The sequence below is a fragment of the Streptomyces sp. NPDC001270 genome (assembly GCF_042896695.1).
Lineage (GTDB): Bacteria > Actinomycetota > Actinomycetes > Streptomycetales > Streptomycetaceae > Streptomyces.
In genome coordinates, this window is the sequence record NZ_JBIAXM010000037.1 from 1 (window position 1) to 20602 (window position 20602).

12 protein-coding genes are annotated in these 20602 nt (G+C 69.4%); 3 read left to right on the forward strand and 9 right to left on the reverse strand.

What is annotated here, in order from left to right:
- Positions 1-432, forward strand: a 432-nt coding sequence (locus ACFY2B_RS38505) for a transposase (protein WP_390767707.1), incomplete at its 5' end; no start/stop codon positions are given.
- 7 nt (positions 433-439) lie between these two features.
- Here ACFY2B_RS38505 and ACFY2B_RS38510 read toward each other — a convergent pair.
- From ACFY2B_RS38510 to nrdR, 3 genes are all read right to left on the reverse strand, one after another.
- Positions 440-730, reverse strand: a complete 291-nt coding sequence (locus ACFY2B_RS38510; protein ID WP_390767708.1) for a transposase — start codon at positions 728-730, stop codon at positions 440-442.
- A gap of 341 nt (positions 731-1071) precedes the next feature.
- Entirely contained in the window at positions 1072-3957 is a 2886-nt protein-coding gene (locus tag ACFY2B_RS38515; RefSeq protein WP_390767709.1) for a vitamin B12-dependent ribonucleotide reductase, read from the reverse strand.
- A gap of 163 nt (positions 3958-4120) precedes the next feature.
- Entirely contained in the window at positions 4121-4672 is a 552-nt protein-coding gene (nrdR, locus tag ACFY2B_RS38520; protein ID WP_390767710.1) for a transcriptional regulator NrdR, read from the reverse strand.
- A 505-nt stretch (positions 4673-5177) separates the two neighbouring features.
- On the opposite strand from nrdR, the gene lexA reads away from it, so the two are divergent.
- Positions 5178-5957, forward strand: a complete 780-nt coding sequence (lexA, locus tag ACFY2B_RS38525) for a transcriptional repressor LexA (RefSeq protein WP_376533620.1) — start codon at positions 5178-5180, stop codon at positions 5955-5957.
- Positions 5958-6175: 218 nt separating this feature from the next.
- Here lexA and ACFY2B_RS38530 read toward each other — a convergent pair whose 3' ends face one another.
- The 3 genes from ACFY2B_RS38530 to ACFY2B_RS38540 form a co-directional block, all read right to left on the reverse strand.
- On the reverse strand, positions 6176-8152 hold the full coding sequence (locus ACFY2B_RS38530) for an ATP-dependent DNA helicase (protein ID WP_390767711.1): 1977 nt from the start codon (positions 8150-8152) through the stop codon (positions 6176-6178).
- A gap of 348 nt (positions 8153-8500) precedes the next feature.
- On the reverse strand, positions 8501-9475 hold the full coding sequence (locus ACFY2B_RS38535) for a GNAT family N-acetyltransferase (protein WP_390767712.1): 975 nt from the start codon (positions 9473-9475) through the stop codon (positions 8501-8503).
- A gap of 70 nt (positions 9476-9545) precedes the next feature.
- The gene (locus tag ACFY2B_RS38540) at positions 9546-11501 is read right to left on the reverse strand and encodes an IucA/IucC family protein (protein WP_390767713.1); all 1956 of its coding nucleotides are present in this window, start codon (positions 11499-11501) and stop codon (positions 9546-9548) included.
- Between the two features lie 1449 nt (positions 11502-12950).
- Between ACFY2B_RS38540 and ACFY2B_RS38545 the strand changes: the two genes are divergently transcribed.
- Entirely contained in the window at positions 12951-14174 is a 1224-nt protein-coding gene (locus tag ACFY2B_RS38545; RefSeq protein WP_390767714.1) for a trypsin-like serine peptidase, read from the forward strand.
- A gap of 255 nt (positions 14175-14429) precedes the next feature.
- On the opposite strand, the gene hflX is transcribed toward ACFY2B_RS38545, so the two are convergent.
- From hflX to ACFY2B_RS38560, 3 genes are all read right to left on the reverse strand, one after another.
- On the reverse strand, positions 14430-15929 hold the full coding sequence (hflX, locus tag ACFY2B_RS38550; RefSeq protein ID WP_390767715.1) for a GTPase HflX: 1500 nt from the start codon (positions 15927-15929) through the stop codon (positions 14430-14432).
- Positions 15930-16076: 147 nt separating this feature from the next.
- A complete protein-coding gene (locus tag ACFY2B_RS38555; protein WP_390767716.1) occupies positions 16077-17771 on the reverse strand; it encodes a M1 family metallopeptidase in 1695 nt (564 codons plus the stop codon).
- 449 nt (positions 17772-18220) lie between these two features.
- The gene (locus ACFY2B_RS38560; protein WP_390767717.1) at positions 18221-20563 is read right to left on the reverse strand and encodes a RelA/SpoT family protein; all 2343 of its coding nucleotides are present in this window, start codon (positions 20561-20563) and stop codon (positions 18221-18223) included.
- Positions 20564-20602 lie beyond the last annotated feature (39 nt).

Genomic DNA, 20602 nt, shown 5'->3' on the forward strand with positions numbered 1-20602 from the left:
CGTCCCGGCCACCGTGCCCACTTCTTCTACAAGTTGCACGTCTACCACGGGCGCAAGGGCGAGCCCAAGAGCTTCTCCTGGCAGGACTACCGCGACCTGATCGTGGTGACCCACCTGCAACTTGGGGCTCCGGTCGTGTGGTGCTGGGACAACCTCAACGTGCACCTGGTGCAGGAGCTCTACGACTTCGCCGAGGAGAACAAGGCGTGGTTACGGGTGTTCCAGATGCCCTCGTACGCTCCCGAGCTCAACCCCGCCGAAGGCGTCTGGTCGCTGCTCAAGCAGTCGATCGCCAACTTCGTCGCGGCCGACCTCGCAAGCCTCACCCGCATCGTCAAGCGCAAGCTCAAGAAGATCCAGTACCGTCCCCATCTGATCGACGGCTGCCTCGCCGGGACCAGGCTGACCATGGACGCGCCGAAGATCGAGTGACCGGCGACTACGAGTTCAAGCCGAGTAGCACACCTTTTTTCAGGATCTCGATCGTCTGCTGCTGTTCGCGGTTCTCCCGCCGCAGCCGCCGCAGTTCCTCGCGCTCGGCGCTGGTCAGCTCGCCGCCCTGGTCCTCGCCCCGGTCGGCCTTGGCCTTGCGGTACCAGCCGCGCAGGGACTCGGAGCTGATGCCGAGTTCCCGGGCGACGGCGGTGACCGTCTTGCCCGAGGAGTCGACGAGCGCGATGGCGTCACGTTTGAACTCCTCGGTGTACCGCTTCGTGTACTTGCTTCCCACCTGGTGCTACTTCCTCTGGAACCTCAGGTCCCAGTCTCCAGGTGTCCACGATCAAGGGGAAGCTTCATGCGGTTCCTACACCGCGCAGGACACAAAGTTCCTGATTGCAACGACCGCCCGGCCCCCTACAAGGCCGGGCGTTTGTCATTCCAGAGGGCTTGCACCCTCGGAACGATCTCTTCTCGCGCCTTCGGCGCGACACGCGCCCCCCGAACGCAGTCGTGGCGTACCAACCGCAGAAGGGAGGGGCGCCGGCCCAGGGCCGACGCCCCTCCCTCACAGAGATCACGCTTCGGGTTCAGCTACGTCGTATGTTGCATCCGACGCAATTCCGCCCAGTTTCAGCTGCAACCGCTGGTCGAGCCGCAGCCCTCGCAGATGTAGCAGGAACCGGCTCGCTGCATCTTCGTGCCGCAGGAGAAGCACAGCGGTGCGTCGGCCTGGATGCCGAGCTGCATCTCCACCAGTTCGGCGCTGGTGTGTGCCTGCTTCGGGGCGGGCTTGGCCACGGCGGTGTCGGCCTGCGGGGTGGACACGGCCTTCAGGTCGGTCTGGCGCGGCGCGGACTGGGCCAGACCCTCCACGTCGACTTCGTCCTCGGTCGGCTCGTAGGAACCGGTCTCCAGGTGGCGCTGGCGCTCCTCGGCGGAGTGGATGCCGAGCGCGGAGCGCGTCTCGAACGGCAGGAAGTCCAGGGCCAGACGGCGGAAGATGTAGTCGACGATCGACTGCGCCATCCGCACGTCCGGGTCGTCGGTCATGCCGGCCGGTTCGAAGCGCATGTTGGTGAACTTGGAGACGTACGTCTCCAGGGGCACGCCGTACTGGAGGCCGACGGAGACGGCGATGGAGAAGGCGTCCATCATGCCCGCGAGGGTCGAGCCCTGCTTGGACATCTTCAGGAAGACCTCGCCGAGACCGTCGTCCGGGTAGGAATTGGCCGTCATGTAGCCCTCGGCGCCGCCGACGGTGAACGACGTGGTGATGCCGGGACGTCCCTTCGGGAGGCGCTTGCGGACCGGACGGTACTCGACGACCTTCTCGACCTTGGCGGTCGCCTCGGCCTTGACCTCGGTCTTCTTCTCGTCGTCCTTCTTCTTGGCGGAGAGCGGCTGCCCGACCTTGCAGTTGTCGCGGTAGATCGCGAGGGCCTTCACGCCCATCTTCCACGCCTCGAAGTAGATCTCCTCGACCTCCTCGACGGTCGCCGTCTCCGGCATGTTGACCGTCTTGGACAGGGCGCCGGAGATCCACGGCTGGATCGCGGCCATCATGCGGACGTGGCCCATCGGGGAGATCGCCCGCTCGCCCATGGCGCAGTCGAACACCTCGTAGTGCTCGTGCTTGAGGCCGGGGGCGTCGAGCACGTTGCCGTGCTCGGCGATGTGGGCGACGATCGCCTCGATCTGCTCCTCCTGGTAGCCCAGGCGGCGCAGGGCCTGCGGGACGGTGCCATTGACGATCTGCATCGAGCCGCCGCCGACCAGCTTCTTGAACTTGACCAGGGCGAGGTCCGGCTCCAGGCCGGTGGTGTCGCAGGACATCGCGAGGCCGATGGTGCCGGTCGGCGCGATGACGGAAGCCTGGGCGTTGCGGAAGCCGTTCTTCTCGCCGAGGCGCACCACGTCCTGCCATGCCTCCGTGGCGGCGGCCCAGACCGGCGTGTCCAGGTCGTCCATGCGGACGGCCGTGCCGTTGGCGTCGGCGTGCTGCTTCATGACGCGCTTGTGGGCGTCGGCGTTGCGGGCGTAGCCGTCGTACGGGCCGACGACCGCGGCGAGTTCGGCGGAGCGGCGGTAGGACGTACCGGTCATCAGGGAGGTGATGGCACCGGCGAGGGCACGGCCGCCGTCGGAGTCGTAGGCGTGGCCGGTGGCCATCAGCAGGGCGCCCAGGTTGGCGTAGCCGATGCCGAGCTGGCGGAACGCACGCGTGTTCTCGCCGATCTTCTGGGTCGGGAAGTCGGCGAAGCAGATGGAGATGTCCATCGCGGTGATGACGAGTTCGACGACCTTCGCGAAGCGCTCGACCTCGAACGACTGGTGGCCCTTGCCGTCGTCCTTCAGGAACTTCATCAGGTTCAGCGAGGCGAGGTTGCAGGACGTGTTGTCCAGGTGCATGTACTCGCTGCAGGGGTTCGAGCCGTTGATCCGGCCGGACTCCGGGCAGGTGTGCCAGTGGTTGATGGTGTCGTCGTACTGGATGCCGGGGTCGGCGCAGGCCCAGGCGGCCTCGGCCATCTTGCGGAACAGGTCCTTGGCCTCGACCTCCTCGATGACCTCACCGGTCATCCGCGCGCGGAGGCCGAACTTCCCACCCTGCTCGACGGCCTTCATGAACTCGTCGTTCACGCGGACCGAGTTGTTGGCGTTCTGGTACTGGACGGACGTGATGTCCTCGCCGCCCAGGTCCATGTCGAAGCCCGCGTCGCGCAGGGCGCGGATCTTCTCCTCCTCCTTCACCTTGGTCTCGATGAAATCCTCGATGTCGGGGTGGTCGACGTCGAGGATGACCATCTTGGCGGCCCTGCGGGTGGCTCCGCCGGACTTGATCGTTCCTGCGGAGGCGTCGGCGCCGCGCATGAAGGAGACCGGACCGGAGGCATTGCCGCCGGAGGAGAGCAGTTCCTTGGAGGAGCGGATGCGGGAGAGGTTCAGGCCGGCACCGGAGCCGCCCTTGAAGATCATCCCCTCTTCCTTGTACCAGTCGAGGATCGACTCCATGGAGTCGTCGACGGACAGGATGAAGCAGGCGGAGACCTGCTGGGGCTGGGGCGTGCCCACGTTGAACCAGACGGGGCTGTTGAAGCTGAAGATCTGGTGCAGGAGGGCGTACGCCAGCTCGTGCTCGAAGATCTCGGCGTCGGCGGGCGAGGCGAAGTACTTGTAGTCCTCACCGGCCTTCCGGTACGTCTTCACGATGCGGTCGATCAGCTGCTTGAGGCTGGTCTCGCGCTGCGGGGTGCCCACGGCACCACGGAAGTACTTGCTGGTGACGATGTTGACCGCGTTCACCGACCAGAAGTCGGGGAACTCGACGCCACGCTGCTCGAAATTGACCGAGCCGTCGCGCCAGTTGGTCATGACGACGTCACGGCGCGCCCACTCGACCTCGTCGTACGGGTGTACGCCGGGAGTGGTGTGGATGCGCTCGACACGCAGCCCCTTGGTGGCCTTGGCGCCCTTGGCTCGGGAACCTCGTGCCGGACCGCTCGCCGTCTCTGTCATGCCGCCTCCCTGTACGGGCTAAAACGCCCTGAAGTGCCCCGATGTTCCCGTGGCACGGTGTTCTGTCATGTGTTGCGAGCACCCTGCGCTGCCGCCCGCAACAAGTCTTCGATCGCCGCCGTGGGGCCGGAATTCCGGACCACTGGTCCGTTCCGGCGCGCCCTCAGTCGGCGGCGTGGGCGGGCACCGGGGCCTCGGCGGCCCCTCCGCGCCCGCGCTCATCCTTCCGGCCCCCCGATCCCGCGTCTTCGTCGTCCGCGGCAGGGCCTTGCCTCACTTCCCTCAGCTCGGCGATCGCCGCCTCGAAGTCCTCAAGCGAGTCGAACGCCCGGTAGACGGACGCGAACCGCAGAAAGGCGACGAGGTCCAGTTCCTGCAGGGGGCCGAGTATGGCCAGCCCCACGTCATGCGTGGTCAGCTCGGCGCTTCCGGTGGCCCGCACCGCCTCCTCGACCCGTTGGCCGAGCTGGGCGAGCGCGTCCTCCGTGACAGGCCGCCCCTGACATGCCTTGCGCACGCCGTTGATGACCTTGGTACGACTGAAGGGCTCGGTGACCCCCGACCGCTTGACCACCATGAGCGAACACGTCTCCACGGTCGTGAAGCGACGGGAGCAGTCCGGGCATTGTCGGCGCCTGCGGATCGACGTGCCGTCGTCGGTCGTACGACTGTCCACGACACGGCTGTCGGGGTGCCTGCAGAAGGGGCAGTGCATGATCTCCAACCCTCCTCACAGCAGACTCAATGGCCTCGACAGACCACCCGCGTCCCTCGAAGCAGCCACCAGCATAGGCGATCTCCCGGATATCGAAGACCCGGGGGACCACAACTTGTGGGTAGCTGTGGCAATCCAACCACTAGATGTGGTGCTTGGCTCAATACTTCAGCGCACACGCGTGTCGCGCGGGCACCGCGCGGGGAATACGGAGATACCGTGGATGCCGCACGGAGGACACGTAGGACTCCGGCGCAGATGAGGACCGGCTCCCGGCCGACGGGCCGCCGGATGGCAGACTGACTGCACAACCCACGAGGTCGGCACCTCGGCGGTGAAGAGTACAACAATGAGTCTCTTTATCCGCTAGGTACCGCGTCAGCCATACACCCAGACATGTGATCACGCGAGATGAATCGCGTTTTTTCACTCGAACGTGTGTTTGGCGCAACCTTTCGAAAGCAACTACCGTTGTGCAGCAGGGAGACCATCGAGAGGGGCCGACGTGACCACGACCGCAGACAGTGCCGCCATCACTGCCCAGGACCGCCCCCAGGGCCGAATTGAGCCGGTACATGCCATGAACGATGCCGCGAGTCCCGAAGCGCACAAGCGCTCCATGCCTGGCCGACCTCCAGGCATCCGGGCGGACAGTTCAGGGCTCACCGATCGGCAGCGCCGAGTCATCGAGGTCATCAGGGACTCCGTGCAGCGGCGTGGTTACCCACCGTCGATGCGGGAGATCGGCCAGGCGGTGGGCCTGTCCAGCACCTCCTCTGTCGCGCACCAGCTGATGGCGCTAGAGCGCAAGGGATTCCTGCGTCGCGACCCGCACCGCCCGCGCGCGTACGAGGTCCGCGGCTCCGACCAGACCGTGACCGTGCAGCCCACGGACACCGCCGGCAAGCCCGCCGCTTCCTACGTGCCCTTGGTCGGCCGTATCGCCGCCGGTGGCCCGATCCTGGCCGAGGAGTCGGTCGAGGACGTCTTCCCCCTCCCCCGCCAGCTGGTGGGCGACGGCGAACTGTTCGTCCTGAAGGTTGTCGGCGATTCCATGATCGAGGCCGCGATCTGCGACGGCGACTGGGTCGCCGTCCGCCGCCAGCCGGTCGCCGAGAACGGGGACATCGTCGCCGCGATGCTCGACGGCGAGGCCACCGTCAAGCGCTTCAAGCGCGAGGACGGCCACGTCTGGCTCCTCCCGCACAACTCGGCGTACGAGCCGATCCCCGGCGACGACGCGACCATCCTGGGCAAGGTCGTCGCCGTCCTGCGCCGCGTCTGACGGCCGGACGGACGAGCCGTCGGTTCGTCCCCTGACCGGGCCCCGGAACCCCTGCGCCGGTTCCGGGGCCCTGCTCGTATGTGCGGACAACGGCCGCCGTCGTATCTCACGACCGCCGTCGTGTCTACGGAAGCCAGCCGTCTCTATGGAAGCCGGCCGCCGTCGGCTCAGCGTCTTCGGTCGGCCTGTCCCCGCTCAGGGACAGGCCGACCCCATGATCACTGTGCTTCCGCCTGCTGCGCGACAGCATCGATGGCGGCGAGGGACTTACGCACCTGGTTACGGTCCGTGGTGTACCAGAAGTCGGGCAGTGACGCCTTGAGGTAACCGCCGTACCGTGCCGTCGCCAGCCGCTGGTCCAGTACGGCGACCACACCCCGGTCGCCGGACGCCCGGACGAGCCGGCCTGCGCCCTGCGCCATCAGGAGTGCCGCATGAGTGGCGGCGACGGCCATGAAGCCGTTGCCGCCCGCGTCCTCCACCGCCTTCTGCCGGGCGCTCATCAGCGGATCGTCAGGGCGCGGGAAAGGAATCTTGTCCATCACGACCAGTTGGCAGCTGGTTCCCGGGACGTCGACGCCCTGCCACAGCGACAGCGTGCCGAACAGGCAGGTCTTGGGGTCGGCGGCGAAATTCTTGATCAACTCACCGAGGGTCTCCTCGCCCTGGAGCAGGATCGGGAACTCAGGGATACGCGACCGCAGTTCCTCGGCGGCGAGCTGGGCGGCCCGCATGGAGGAGAAGAGGCCGAGCGCGCGACCGCCCGCCGCCTGGATGAGTTCGGCCAGTTCGTCGAGCATATCGGCGCGGTCGCCGTCCCTGGCCGGACGGGACAGGTGCTTGGCCACGTACAGGATGCCCTGTTTGCGGTAGTCGAAGGGCGAGCCGACGTCGATGCCCTTCCACCGGGGGAGGTCCTCTCCCTCCGTGCCCTCCGGGGCGAGGCCGAGGGAGGCTCCGATCCCGTTGAAATCGCCCCCCAGCTGGAGCGTCGCCGACGCGAGGACGACGGAACGGTCCGCGAAGAGCTTCTCCCTGAGGAGCCCGGACACGGACATGGGGGCGACCCGGAGGGAAGCACCGAACCGGTCGTGGCGTTCGTACCAGACGACGTCCCACTCGGAGCCGTTCACCACACGCTCCGCGACGTCGTGCACCGTCTCCACCGATGCCAGGGCCTGTTTACGGACGGCGTCCTCGTCCTGCACCGACTTGTCCCGGGTCGCGCCGATCCCGGAGATGACCGTGCGAGCGGCGTCCCTCAGGGCCATCAGGGCGTAGGCGAGATCCTCCGGGATCTCCTCCAAGCGGCCGGGCAAGGCCAGTTCCATCAGCCGCTCGAAGCCCTCGGCCGCGGTCTGGAGCTGGTCCGCGGCCTTCTCGTTGACCAGCTTCGCGGCGCGGCGCACCGCCCGGTTGACCTGGCCCGGGGTCAGCTCACCGGTCGCGACGCCGGTGACGCGCGAAACGAGTTCGTGCGCCTCGTCCACGATCAGCACCTCGTGCTGGGGAAGCACCGGGGCACCCTCGATGGCGTCGATCGCGAGCAAGGCGTGGTTGGTGACGACCACCTCGGCGAGTTTGGCCCGCTCTCGGGCCATCTCGGCGAAGCACTCCGCGCCGTACGCACACTTCGAGGCGCCCAGACACTCCCGGGAGGAGACCGACACCTGGGCCCAGGCACGGTCGGACACCCCCGGGGTCAGATCGTCCCGGTCCCCCGTCTCGGTCTCGTCCGCCCAGTCCCGCAGCCGGAGCAGGTCCTGGCCCAGCTTGCTGGTCGGTGCCGCCGCCTCGAACTGATCGAAGAGCCCTTCCTCCTCGTCCTGCGGCACACCCTCATGAAGACGGTGCAGACACAGATAGTTCGACCGCCCCTTGAGCATCGCGAACTCCGGGCGCCGGCGCAGCAGCGGGTGCAGCGCCTCGACCGTGCGGGGGAGATCACGCTCCACCAACTGGCGCTGCAGGGCCAGCGTGGCGGTCGCGACGACCACGCGCTCCCCGTGGGCGAGCGCGGGCACCAGGTAACCCAGGGACTTACCGGTGCCGGTGCCGGCCTGGACCAGCAGATGGGATCCGTCGTCGATCGCTTCGGCGACCGATTCGGCCATGGTCACCTGACCGGGGCGCTCCGTGCCGCCGACGGCCTCGACAGCGGCATGGAGGAGTTCGGGGAGTGAGGGCTTCGTCATAGCCCGACCACCCTACGGCCCGGCACCGACAAACGCGCGATCAAGACGGGGAGGAGGGGCGGCCCGGTGAAAGGGGGCGTTCGGCCGACGCCGGAACGAGGGCCAAGCGGTGGGCCGGGCGGCCCCGGCAGGGGTCGGGGAAGGTCTGGGCGGATCATCGCGGGACTCCTCGGCGGATACGGGACGAGACGGCGGCGCCGGGTCGGAGACGGGAAGCCACGGATTCGGAAACCGCGAGAGACCGCAGCGGACCGGCAGTCCGGCTTCCCGGTCGACATTGACAGTGCGAGAACGGGAACCGGATCGACGCGAGATTCGTACTACATGTGAACGCGTCGTCACTCGGCGCTACAGCACATCGCGCAGTGACCGGTCGCGCATCATCAGAGCGGCCCGCTTGGCGGGCAGTTCGACCTCGGCGGTGAATCGGAAGCCTGCGCTCAGGAAGGCGGCGATGGACGGAGTGTTGCGAAGGTCAGGCTCGGCCACGACTCGTGCGCAGGTCGGCCGTCGGCTCATCACCAAGTCGGCCACGGCTCTGAGCAGCGTGGATCCAAGACCCCGGCCCCGGTCGGCGACACCACCGACCAGGAGATGGATTCCGGTGTCGTGCGGACGGGCCGGATAGTGGCGGGCCAGCGGGTCCAGGTCGGCCCGATAGATCTCCCAGTAGCTCATCGGAGTGTCGTCCAGCATGCCGAGGCACGGAACGCTGCGGCCGTCACCTGTGAGGTGCGCACGCAGGTGGGCCTCGGTCCGCTCCGGTGAACCGGCCAGTTCCCAGAACGCCGCGACCGCCGGGTCGTTCATCCAACGGCTGATGAGCGGAAGATCGTGGTTGAGGCGGACGGGGACCAGTTGGAACCGGCCCGCGGACGTCGTGGTCGCACCCCAGGCCGCGACATGGTCGAGCAGGTCGTCGCCCGCGATGGAGACCATGGTGGCGCCCGCCACGGAGAACGACCGAGCAGTCGCTCCAATGCCCGGGCCGTCGGCCTCGCCCGTGAAGGACGAGACCGCGAAGGACGAGACGGTGTCCGGCGGCGGGCAGTCCAGTTCGGAGTCCAACTCCCGTGGGCGCCAACCGACATCCGCCGCTGGGCCCACCGCAGCCCCCACCGAAGGCGGCCCTTGTTCACCGGTCGTAGCGAGCGGACCAGCAGCCTTCCTGCCTTCGTCGTCGTCCGGCTCCCCTGCGAAGAGAGCGACGAGTTCGTCGGGGAGACGCAGGTCCAGCGTGTCCTCGCTGTTCCCTCCGGAGTCGGAGGAGCCCGGGTGAGCGGGGATCGGGTCGGCATCGGTGCTCGCGTCGGCGGGAGGCACGGCGCGCTCCTCTCGGGGCCCGAGGTGAATCGCATTCCTCGGAGGGTGATGGAAGTGGGTGTTGTTCGGTTCAGGAGTGAAGGGGGTTGGCGATGGTGACGTAGACGGACTGGGTGTCCACCGGCCCGACGAGTTCGTCGAGGCCGTGCAGCCGGGTCAGCAGGTTGGCCTTGCAGCGCAGGACCGGAGAGTCGAGCAGGCGGGCGGGCAGTGAAGTCCGCAGCGGTGTGGGCCCCACGACGGTGCCGGCGAGGAAGCGACGGAACGCGGCCAGCAGCAGGTGCTCGTCGGCGAGTTGCTGTGAACCGAAAGCACCGATCAGGCCGAACACATTGTTGATGGCGAGGTAGTAGGCGAAACGCTCGTCGGTGACCTCGTCGGAGACGAACGTGTCGCTGTGCTCGCCGATGCCGGGCAGTCGGGCGTCGAGTTCGGCTCGTCGGGACTCGCGGAAGTAGTAGCCCTGGTTGTCGCGGTAGCGGCCACCAGCGGGCCAGCCGTCGCCGTCCAGCAGGAGCAACGTGTTCTGCTGGTGTGCCTCCAGGGCGATCCCCGTCTCGCTGTCCAGCCACAGCACGGGACGCACGATCTGTTCCAGGTAGCGCAGGAACCATTCCACGGCCACCGCTCCACGGGGACGGCCGGTCCGCTCGGCGATCCGCGTGACGACTTCGGCCAGGCGTGACCCGTGCGGTCGTGTTCCCGGGGACACGGGGTGCGGGCCCGCGTCGGGGCGCGGCATGGGCCGGGGCGCGACGAGTCCGGCAATGCAGCAGACGTCGTCGGCCGGTGCGAAGGGGTTGTGCCGGATCACCACGTCGAGGCCCTGGACGGGCCGGCCGACCGGGTCGTCGACGGCCAGCCACGCAGGGTCACGGACGATGTCGAAGCCTGGGTGCGCGGCTTTCCACTGCTGGGACAGGCCGGAACGCAACAAGCGGTGTACCTCGACACCGCGGTGGAGTTCCTTACGGAGGTTCTCCCGACGGGAATTGGTGATCCGGAGGCCCAGCGAGAGTTTGAGCATCGCGGGAGCGCCGGAGTGGTGAACGGTACGTACGGAGGAGGTGGGATTCCAGGGGGAGCCGAAGGGACCGAGTTCCCGGAGCAGCCCCGCGTCGAGAAGGGCAACGATGTCCTCGCGGTGCCGGATCTCCCGCGACTGCCAGGGGTGCAGGGGCAGAGCGGCGTACCCGTCGGGCAGGGGCAGCCCTGGGCCGGCGAGCCGTGTCACGAGGTGCTGCGCGCGAAGGGGACGTCCGCGTTCGGTCCAGGCCGAATCGGTGACGAGCAAGGGAGGTGCCACGGCCAGCCAGTGCAGAGGGAAGGAGCCGCGCAATTCCGGTGAGTACGGGCGGGCTTCGGCTTCGGACAGACCTTCGCGACTCTTCGGGGTGGGGTGCAGCGGGTGCCCGAGCAGGAGCGCCTGTTCGGCGCTGAGGAACCGGTCGTGGCCGTCGGCGGGGTGGGCACGGCGGTCGCCGATGAAGGCGGCGGTACGACGGGCTGAATCGGCCACCCGTGCTACCAGGTCTCCGGAGTCGCTGATCACCGCGGTGTCCGGGGCGACGGGGTTGGTGTCGGTGCCACCGGCCGTCTCCCGGGCGATCAAGGCGGCGAGCGTCGCGGCGTCGACCGGTGGGGCGCTCTCAGGAGCATCGGTCAAGTGTGGGAGGCCGAAGCGGTGCCAGCCGGTCGGGGACCAGTAGCGAACGGGTGTTGTCAGGGCAGTGCCGCTCTTCGGCAGCGGGATACGGACCGTGTGGGTGCCGCCGTCGGGTGCAGTGAGGTTCGTCTCGCGGACCCAGCAGCGGAGCAGGTTCTCCACGGCGGCGCTCTGGGCGGCCGTATGGGGGTCGGGATGCTCCAGTAGGTCGTCGGATGCGCTGCGTGGGCGGTTCGCTTCCGGAGTCCGTGGTCGCTGCTCGGGTACCCGCTCGGCTGTCGGTGACGGCGAGGGCTGAGTCTTCCGGAAGGCGGTGTCACGGGCGTGGGAACGGCCGCAGGGGGTGGAGTTGGCGTTCAAGACTGTTCCTTGGGAGCGCGCGGAGCAGGTGATCGATGGCCTCCGAGGTCCCTCGGCCTCGTACGGCGAAGAGTCGGGGGCGGTGACGCGATGGTGAGGGGAGGTGGTTCATGAGGGAGCGAACGTGATGGTTCCTTGAAGGGGCGAAGGGACGGTGGCATAGGGAGTACGTGACTCAAGAGACTCACGGGTAAGAGGCTCACGGGAGGGTGCCGGGGCGGGGTGACGTCATGAGTTGTTGTGGCCATCCCGCGTGTGCCGACCAGCCTGTCTCTCCCGTCCGGCCCGTAGCTCCCGTCCGGGGGATGTGGTCAGTGCGGAGGGTGCGGTGCCGGAGAGTCTGGTGCGGCCTGTGCCGGAAAGGCCGGTACGGCCTGCGTCGAAAAAGCCGCTGGGACGGGTGGTGTCGATACGGCCTGCGCCGTGACGGGTGGTGTTGCCTGCATCGGAGCCAACGGTGCGGCCTGTGCCGAAGCTGATGGTGCGGCCTGCGGGGTGCCGGGGGGCTGGTGTTGGGCTCGGTGCCGTCGTCCGGCACAGCCATCACCGTGTTGGTCAGTCGGTCAGCCATGGTGACCGGCTGTCTGTCGGCGATGGTCGGCGGAGGCGATCGCCGTTCGCTGCCGGCAGGACGACCGCCGAGTTCGGCGGGCCGGTCACGGCACCGGCGTGGCGTCACGGAATGTGGCCGCCGTCCTCCCGGCGGCCGGCCGCTCACCGCGCCGGACACCCCGCCCGGCTGTCCCGTCCGACCCCGCCCCCGGCCCGGACCCACGCCCCTCGAACCCACTCCCCTCGGTCCCTGTCCCCTCGAACCCGTTTCCCTCACCCGATCCGCTGTCGTGCTCGCCCGGTCAGGTGCGGCGCGCCGACGCCCCTGGCCCGCATCCGCGTCCCTCGGCCGTGCCGCCGCCGGGCTTACGCCCACGTCCGCTGCCTGTCCCGAGCGGCTTTTGCCCTTCACGCAGTTCGTGTGGCTGCCCTCGGCGCGGCCGGTGGGCAGTCCGGGCACCGGCATCGGAACGTCGGGGTGGTGGTAGCCGCGGGTACGGGTCACCGAATCGCGGATCGGTCGGGGTTTCGGGGTGCCGTCGTGCGCGGCGTGCGCTCCTCCGGACGTCTCTCCGGACACCGAATCGCTTGCCGAATCGGTCGCAGCCACAGCTCCGAGTCCTCCCGCTGTCCAGAGGCGAGTTGATCCACGGGACCGGGCATGGGCAGCAGGCCCCTCGCCGCTACAACCTCGGACCGCCCACCTGGTTACGGTTTGCTTCAAGATCCTTGTCGTGACGTAGCTGTTGCTGTTCCGTCGGGAGCCGCCCACAGCGGGCGCATAGTGTGTGGTGCCGTGCGCAGAGCGCCGTGAGGGCGGCCTGAACTGCCGTGGAGTTCCAACCGGCTTCGCGGTCGCGGCACCGAGTTTCTCTACCACCAGGGGGAGTCAAGACCATGCGATCGATACGGCCGTCCTTCACCGTTCGCCGTGGGAGGGGCACGCGCCGCACAACCTCCCCGGTACTGGCGGCCGTCGCCCTCGCCTCGGCGTTGGTTCTCACCGCCACCGCGTGCAGCACCGGTGGCAGCGACGACGCGGGCGGCGGGCCGAGTGCCTCCGCGGTCGGTGGAGACGGCAAGATCACGATCCCCGACGACATCAAGGACAAACTCAAAGAGCACGGGATCGACCTCGACCAGTGGAAGAACGGCGCCTGGAAGAACTGGGACAAGGACGACTGGCTGCGCGAGGCCAACGAGTTCATCAATCCGATCATCAAGGGCCTGTGGGACCCTGCCCGAATGCGGGCAGCCGACGACCCGGACCGGGGTGTCGACGACAATGACCTCTCCGGTGACCAGGGTGTGACCGACCCGACGCCGGCACCGGTCAAGGCGCAGGCGGTACAGCCGCCGTATCGCACCAATGCCGCCACAGCGGGCAAGGTGTTCTTCGACTCCCCCGAGGGCACGATGGTCTGCTCGGCGACAGTGGTGGAGGACCCGGCACATCCCGGCAAGTCCAACCTGGTGTGGACCGCGGGGCACTGCGTGCATGCCGGCAAGAAGGGCGGCTGGTACCGCAACATCGCGTTCGTGCCGTCGTACAACGACCAGGGCATGACGAACGAGGAGGTGCAGAGCGCCACCAAGGAGCAGATCGCTCCGTACGGGGTCTGGTGGGGTGACTGGGCGCAGACCTCGCAGCAGTGGATCGAGCAGGGCGGTCAGACGGGCGGGGAGGGCGCCTCGTACGACTTCGCCGTGATCCATGTGACGCCCGAGCAGGGGGGCAGTGGCAAGTCGCTGGAGGAGACGGTCGGTTCTGCGCTTCCGGTGGACTTCGCCGCCCCGGCGGCGCCGAGGGTACAGAGCGTCACGGCGACCGGTTATCCGGCGGCGGCGCCGTTCGACGGCCAGTCGCTGTATCGGTGCCAGGACCGGCCGGGTCGGCTGTCGATCAGCAAAACGGACCCGACGATGTACCGCATCGGCTGCACGATGACCGGCGGATCGTCCGGTGGTGGCTGGGTGGAGACCGGTTCCGACGGCAAGCCGGTGCTGGTGTCCAACACGTCCATCGGACCGGAGAGTTCGGGGTGGCTGGCGGGGCCCCGGCTGGGGGATGTGGCCAAGGACGTGTACAGCGCGGTCAGCGGGGAATTCGCCGACCGGTAGCGGCCGGCCGGCGCGGCCCGGGATGTGGGGCGGTCGGGGGTCCGCGGGGGAACCTTCACTGCCCGACCGCCCGGCGCCTCGCCACGTGGGTGCGTCGCCTCCTCATCGCCCAGCCGCGTTTCAGCGCGGCAAGGGATGGCTGCGGCAGGTTGAACAGGGAGTGGCTGCGGAGACCGAAGGCGAAGGCCCGCGCTCACAGAAGGAAGCTTCCATGAGAGCGGGCCTTCGCCCTTCCGGCTGTGTCGCCGCGGTGGCTCAGGCGAGCGGCGCGGGGACGTACGGCGCGAGGTCGGCCGCCAGTTCCTCGTGCACCCGTGCCTTGAGCAGGGTGCCCTCCGCGGTGTGCTCCTCGGAGATCACCTCGCCCTCGGCGTGGGTACGGGCGACCAGCTTGCCGTGCGTGTAGGGCACCAGGGCCTCGATCTCGACCGAGGGCCTGGGCAGTTCGTCGTCGATGAGCGCAAGCAGTGCGTCGATGCCCCGGCCGGTGCGGGCCGAGACCGCGATGGACCGCTTCTCGACGCGCAGCAGCCGCTGGAGCACCAGTGGGTCGGCCGCGTCCGCCTTGTTGATCACGACGATCTCGGGCACATCGGTGGCGCCGACATCCCTGATCACCTCGCGCACGGCCGCCAGCTGCTCCTCCGGGGTCGGATGCGAGCCGTCCACCACGTGCACGATCAGATCGGAGTCACCGACCTCCTCCATGGTGGAGCGGAACGCCTCGACCAGGTGGTGCGGCAGGTGCCGGACGAAGCCGACGGTGTCGGCGAGCGTGTACACCCGGCCGCTCGGGGTCTCGGCCCGGCGGACCGTCGGGTCCAGGGTCGCGAACAGGGCGTTCTCGACCAGGACGCCCGCGCCGGTGAGGCGGTTGAGCAGGGACGACTTGCCGGCGTTGGTGTAGCCCGCGATGGCGACGGACGGCACCTTGTGGCGCCTGCGCTCCTGGCGCTTGATCTCGCGGCCGGTCTTCATCTCCGCGATCTCCCGGCGCATCTTCGCCATCTTCTCGCGGATCCGTCGCCGGTCCGTCTCGATCTTGGTCTCACCAGGACCACGGGTGGCGAGGCCGCCGCCCTTGCCGCCGCCCATCTGGCGGGACAGCGACTGGCCCCAGCCGCGGAGCCTGGGCAGCATGTACTGCATCTGCGCGAGCGCGACCTGCGCCTTGCCCTCCCGGGACTTGGCGTGCTGGGCGAAGATGTCCAGGATCAGGGCCGTACGGTCGATGACCTTGACCTTGACGACGTCTTCCAGGTGGATCAGCTGGCCCGGGCTCAGTTCACCGTCGCAGATGACGGTGTCCGCGCCCGTTTCGAGGACGATGTCGCGCAGCTCCTCGGCCTTGCCGGAGCCGATGTAGGTGGCCGGGTCGGCCTTGTCGCGGCGCTGGACGACGCCGTCGAGCACCAGAGCCCCGGCGGTCTCCGCGAGGGCAGCCAGCTCCGCGAGGGAGTTGTCGGCGTCCTGCACGGTGCCGGAGGTCCACACCCCGACGAGCACGACCCGCTCCAGACGGAGCTGCCGGTACTCGACCTCGGTGACGTCCTCCAGCTCGGTGGAGAGACCCACCACCCGGCGCAGGGCCGCGCGCTCGGAGCGGTCGAACTGGTCGCCGTCCCGCTCTCCGTCGAGTTCGTGGCTCCAGGCGACGTCCTCTTCCATCAGGGCATCGGCCCGAAGACCTTCGGGGTGGTCGTGCGCGAGGCGCTTGCGCCTGGTGTCCTGGGAAGCGGAAGAAGAGGAGGTCATTGGGTCCTTACGTCGCAGTGGATTCCGTTACGGCGGTCACTGTGTGCAACGCACGAGAGCCGCGGGAGATTCCCGGGTCCCGTGCCGCGCCGACCTCACGATGGTCGCACGGCACGGCCCGTCTCGTCATCGGCTTATCGCCCGGTCTCAGCCCGCGGCCGTCAGCGCCGGGGTCTTCCTGGGGGGTTCCGGAGCGATTTTCGTGACCGGCTCCAGGGCCAGCCGTGTGGCCGGCCCATGGGCGTTCTTCACAGTCGGCCCGTGGGCGGCGCCCCCCGTAGCCGGCCCGTGGGCGTTCCCCGCAGCGGGCCCGTGGGCGTTCCCCGCAGCGGGCCCGTGGGCGTTCTTCGTGGTCGGCCCCGAGGCGTTCTTCGCGGGCGGTGTGGACTTCCAGTCCGGGTGTCCGGGCATCGGCGGGGTCTTCGCGCCGTACAGCCAGTCCTTGAAGAACCCGGTCAGGTCACGGCCGGCGATGGCCGACGCGAGGCGTTCGTAGTCGGCCGTGGTCGCGGTGTTGTCCCGGTGGGTCCGCACCCAGACCCGTTCCAGCCGTTCGAAGGCGGGGCGCCCGATCTCCTGGCGCAGTGCGTAGAGAACCAGCGCGGCGCCGTCGTAGACGTTCGGCCGGAAGATCCCGATCTTCTGGCCCGGCTTGGGCGGCTTGGGCGCGGCGGGCGGCCCGCCGGAGTCCCGCCAGCGGTCGGAGGCGCCGTAGGCGGCCTTCATCCGGTCCGCCATGGGCCGGTCGGCCTTCTCCTCCGCGTAGAGGGCTTCGTACCAGGTGGCGTGCCCCTCGTTGAGCCACAGGTCGGACCACGAGCGCGGGCTGACGCTGTCGCCGAACCACTGGTGGGACAACTCGTGCACCATGATCGACTCGACGTACCACTTGGGGTAGGCGGGTTCGGTGAACAGTCCCTTCTCGAACAGGGAGAGCGTCTGTGTCTCCAGTTCGAAGCCGGTAGCCGCCTGGGCCATGAGCAGGCCGTAGGTCTCGAAAGGGTACGTTCCGACCTTGCTCTCCATCCAGGCGATCTGGTCGGGGGTCTTGGCCAGCCACGGTTCGAGGGCCTTGCGGTCGGCGGTCGGCACGACGTCGCGGACCAGCAGTCCGTGCGGGCCCTTGCGGTGCAGCACGCTGGAGCGGCCGATGGACACCTGGGCGAGTTCGGTGGCCATGGGGTGCTGGCTGCGATACGTCCAGGTGGTCTTGGAGCCGACCCGGTCCACGCCGGTCGGCAGGCCGTTGGCGACGGCCGTGTAGTCGTTGGGGGCGGTGATCCGGAAGGTGAACAGCGCCTTGTCGGAGGGGTGGTCGTTGCACGGGAAGACGAGGTGCGCGGCGTCGGCCTGGTTGGCCATGGCGAGGCCGTCCGTGGTGCGCACCCAGCCGCCGTCCCGGTCCTTGACGGGCCTCGGGTCACTGGTGTGCCGAATGGTGATCCGCAGCCAGTCGCCCTGGGGAAGCGGCCTGTCCGGGGTGATGACCAGGTCGTCCCCGGCCCGGGCGAAACCAGCCGCCTTGCCGTCGATCTCCACGGACTCGACCGTGCCGTGCGCGAAGTCGAGGTTGAGCCGGTCCAGGACGGTGGTCGTCCAGGCGTCGATGGTGGTGACGGCCTTGAGGGGTTTGTCGTTGCTGCCGGGATAAGTGAGGTCGAGGTCGTACGACGCCACGTTGTATCCGGGGTTGCCGAGGTACGGGAAGAGTCGGTCGCCGACGCCCAGCGGTGCGGCGGGGGCGCTCGCGGACAGCAGGCACAGGGACACGGCGGCGGCCAGGAGGGCGGCCTTCCGGCCCCGGGCGGCCCGGGACGACCGGGTGCGAGGGGTGAGCAGCATGCACCACCGCTACCAGCGCGCGCGTGCGCGACCGTGGCGACTCGCGCCCGGCCCACCCGAACGGGTTGGTCCGGTGGGCGCCGCCGGGGCGCTCAGGGGTGCCAGGGGGCGCCCAGGTCATCCAAAGCAGCCGCCGGACGTCAACAGATCATCAGGAGTCAGGACCCGTCGCCGTCGGTCCGCACCCACCTGCCGCCGGACGCAACCAGGCCACCCGAAGTCGCCACCTGACACCACCGGGCTCCCCTGACCTTCCTGGCTTCGTGCCCCCTCCTAGACCACCCTGGCCTCCCCGGCTTCGCGCGCCCTCCTAGGCATCCCTGGCGACCCTGGCCTGCCACCGGACGCCCCCGGGCAGGCCAGGACTCGGCACGACCTGGGCGCCGGGCCGAGGTCCGGCGCCCTGCCGCGCCCCGGATGCCGAAATCCCACCCGGGCCGGAAAGCAGCTCAGGCGGGCGGGTCCTGGTGCTGGGCGCGGCCCACGTCGTACACGCCGGGTACGTTGCGCATGGCCCGCATCAGGGCCGGGAGACGGGCCGCGTCGGGCAGTTGCAGGGTGTAGGTGTGACGGACGCGCTGCTGGCTGGGCGGCTCCACGGTCGCCGAGACGATTTCGGCGCCCTCCACGGCCATCGCCTCGGTGAGGTCGGCGAGCAGATGGGGGCGGCCGAACGATTCGGCGACCAGCGTGACCCGGCACGCGGCGCTGTCGCCCCAGCGCACGCCGATCTCCGCGCGCCCCCCGCTTTTCATGCGGCTGACCGCGGCGCAGTGCACGCGGTGCACGGTCACCACGCCGCCGCGCACGCAGAAGCCGGTGATCTCGTCGGGCGGCACGGGCGTACAGCACCCGGCGAGTCGTACGACGGCACCGGGGCGGTCGACGAGGAGGTCGGCGCCCCCGAGGCGGGGGCCACCGCTCCTGGCACGCGTGCCGGGGCCCTTGGAGCGCGCGCCGGGGCCTCCGGCGCGTACGCCGTTGCCCGCGGAGTGCGCGCCCGGCGCACCGCCGACAGGAGTGCCGGCTCCCTCGTGCCCGGCTCCGGCAGCCGGACGGCGGGGGTCGGCCTCGGGCGCGGTCGGGTCGGTGGCGGGCGTCCCGGACCGCGGACCGGCCGTGGCGCCGGGAGTGCCGGCGGTGTCGGCACGGCGCTGCCCGAACCGCACGGGCTCCCCCACCGGATCCTGATCCGGCGCCTCGGGATGTGCCGCGATCCACCGCTGGATGGCGATCCGCGCGGCCGGGGTGTGGGCGTGCTCCAGCCAGTCCCGGGAGGGTTCGGAGGCCGGGTCCTGGCCCATGAGGAGCTGGACGGAGTCGCCGTCCCTGAGGACGGTGCTGAGAGTGGCGAGGCGGCCGTTGACGCGGGCGCCGATGCAGGCGTGCGCGTCCTCGCCGTACTGGGCGTAGGCGGCGTCCACGCAGGTCGCGCCCTCGGGCAGGCCCAGCGTGCCGCCGTCGGGCCGGAAGACGGTGATCTCGCGGTCCTGGGCCAGGTCTTCACGGAGCGTGGACCAGAAGGTGTCCGGGTCGGGGGCGCCCCGCTGCCATTCGAGGAGCCGGGAGAGCCAGCCGGGGCGAGTCGGGTCGGCGCGTTCGCCGTCGGCCGCCGAGGCGTGTTCGTCGGCGGGCGGGGCGTAGGGGTTGCCGAGGGCGACCACGCCCGCCTCGGCGACGCGGTGCATCTGGTGGGTGCGGATGAGGACTTCGGCGACCTGGCCGTCGGCGCGGGCGACAGCGGTGTGCAACGACTGGTAGAGGTTGAACTTGGGTACGGCGATGAAGTCCTTGAACTCCGAGACGACGGGTGTCATGCAGGTGTGCAGTTCGCCCAGCACGCCGTAGCAGTCCGCGTCCTCGTTGACCAGGACGAGCAGGCGTCCGAAGTCGGCGCCGCGCAGCCGTCCCCGTTTGCGGGAGACGCGGTGCACGGAGACGAAGTGCCGCGGCCGGATGAGGACTTCGGCCTGGATTCCGGCATCGCGCAGGACCGTACGGGTCTCGTCGGCGATCACGGCCAGGGGGTCGTCGGGGCGGGTCGCGTTGTCGACGATCAGTTGCCGGGTGCGCGCGTACTCCTCGGGGTGGAGGATCGCGAAGACGAGGTCTTCCAGTTCGGTCTTGAGCGCCTGGACGCCCAGCCGTTCGGCGAGCGGGATCAGGACGTCGCGGGTCACCTTGGCGATCCGGGCCTGTTTCTCGGGGCGCATCACCCCGAGGGTGCGCATGTTGTGCAGCCGGTCGGCGAGTTTGATCGACATCACGCGGACGTCGTTGCCGGTGGCGACGAGCATCTTGCGGAAGGTCTCGGGTTCGGCGGCCGCCCCGTAGTCGACCTTCTCCAACTTGGTGACCCCGTCGACCAGGTAGCGGACCTCCTCGCCGAACTGGTCGCGCACCTGGTCCAGCGTCACATCCGTGTCCTCGACCGTGTCGTGGAGCAGGGAGGCCGTCAAGGTGGTGGTCTCGGCACCGAGTTCGGCGAGGATCAGGGTCACGGCGAGGGGGTGCGTGATGTAGGGCTCGCCGCTCTTGCGCAGCTGGCCGCGGTGCGAGGACTCGGCCAGGACGTAGGCACGGCGCAGCGGTTCGAGGTCGGCGTCGGGGTGGTGGGCCCGGTGGGCGTCGACGACATGGCCGATGGCGTCGGGCAGCCGGTCGCGGGCCGCGGGGCCGATCAGCGCGGCCCGCCCGAGCCGGCGCAGATCGATCCGGGGGCGGGCCTTCCTGCGGGCCACTGCAGGGACTGCAGGACCGGGCGTCGCAGGGTTAGTGGCCTCCGCACTCATGGGCACCTCCGGCTCGTGGACCGGCGGACGGAGCCCCAG

Coding starts and splice junctions, on each gene's coding strand:
- ACFY2B_RS38560 (WP_390767717.1), bottom strand. CDS start 20,563: ATGAGTGCGGAGGCCACTAACCCTGCGACGCCCGGTCCTGCAGTCCCT.
- hflX (WP_390767715.1), bottom strand. CDS start 15,929: ATGACCTCCTCTTCTTCCGCTTCCCAGGACACCAGGCGCAAGCGCCTC.
- ACFY2B_RS38545 (WP_390767714.1), top strand. CDS start 12,951: ATGCGATCGATACGGCCGTCCTTCACCGTTCGCCGTGGGAGGGGCACG.
- ACFY2B_RS38555 (WP_390767716.1), bottom strand. CDS start 17,771: ATGCTGCTCACCCCTCGCACCCGGTCGTCCCGGGCCGCCCGGGGCCGG.
- ACFY2B_RS38515 (WP_390767709.1), bottom strand. CDS start 3,957: ATGACAGAGACGGCGAGCGGTCCGGCACGAGGTTCCCGAGCCAAGGGC.
- nrdR (WP_390767710.1), bottom strand. CDS start 4,672: ATGCACTGCCCCTTCTGCAGGCACCCCGACAGCCGTGTCGTGGACAGT.
- ACFY2B_RS38530 (WP_390767711.1), bottom strand. CDS start 8,152: ATGACGAAGCCCTCACTCCCCGAACTCCTCCATGCCGCTGTCGAGGCC.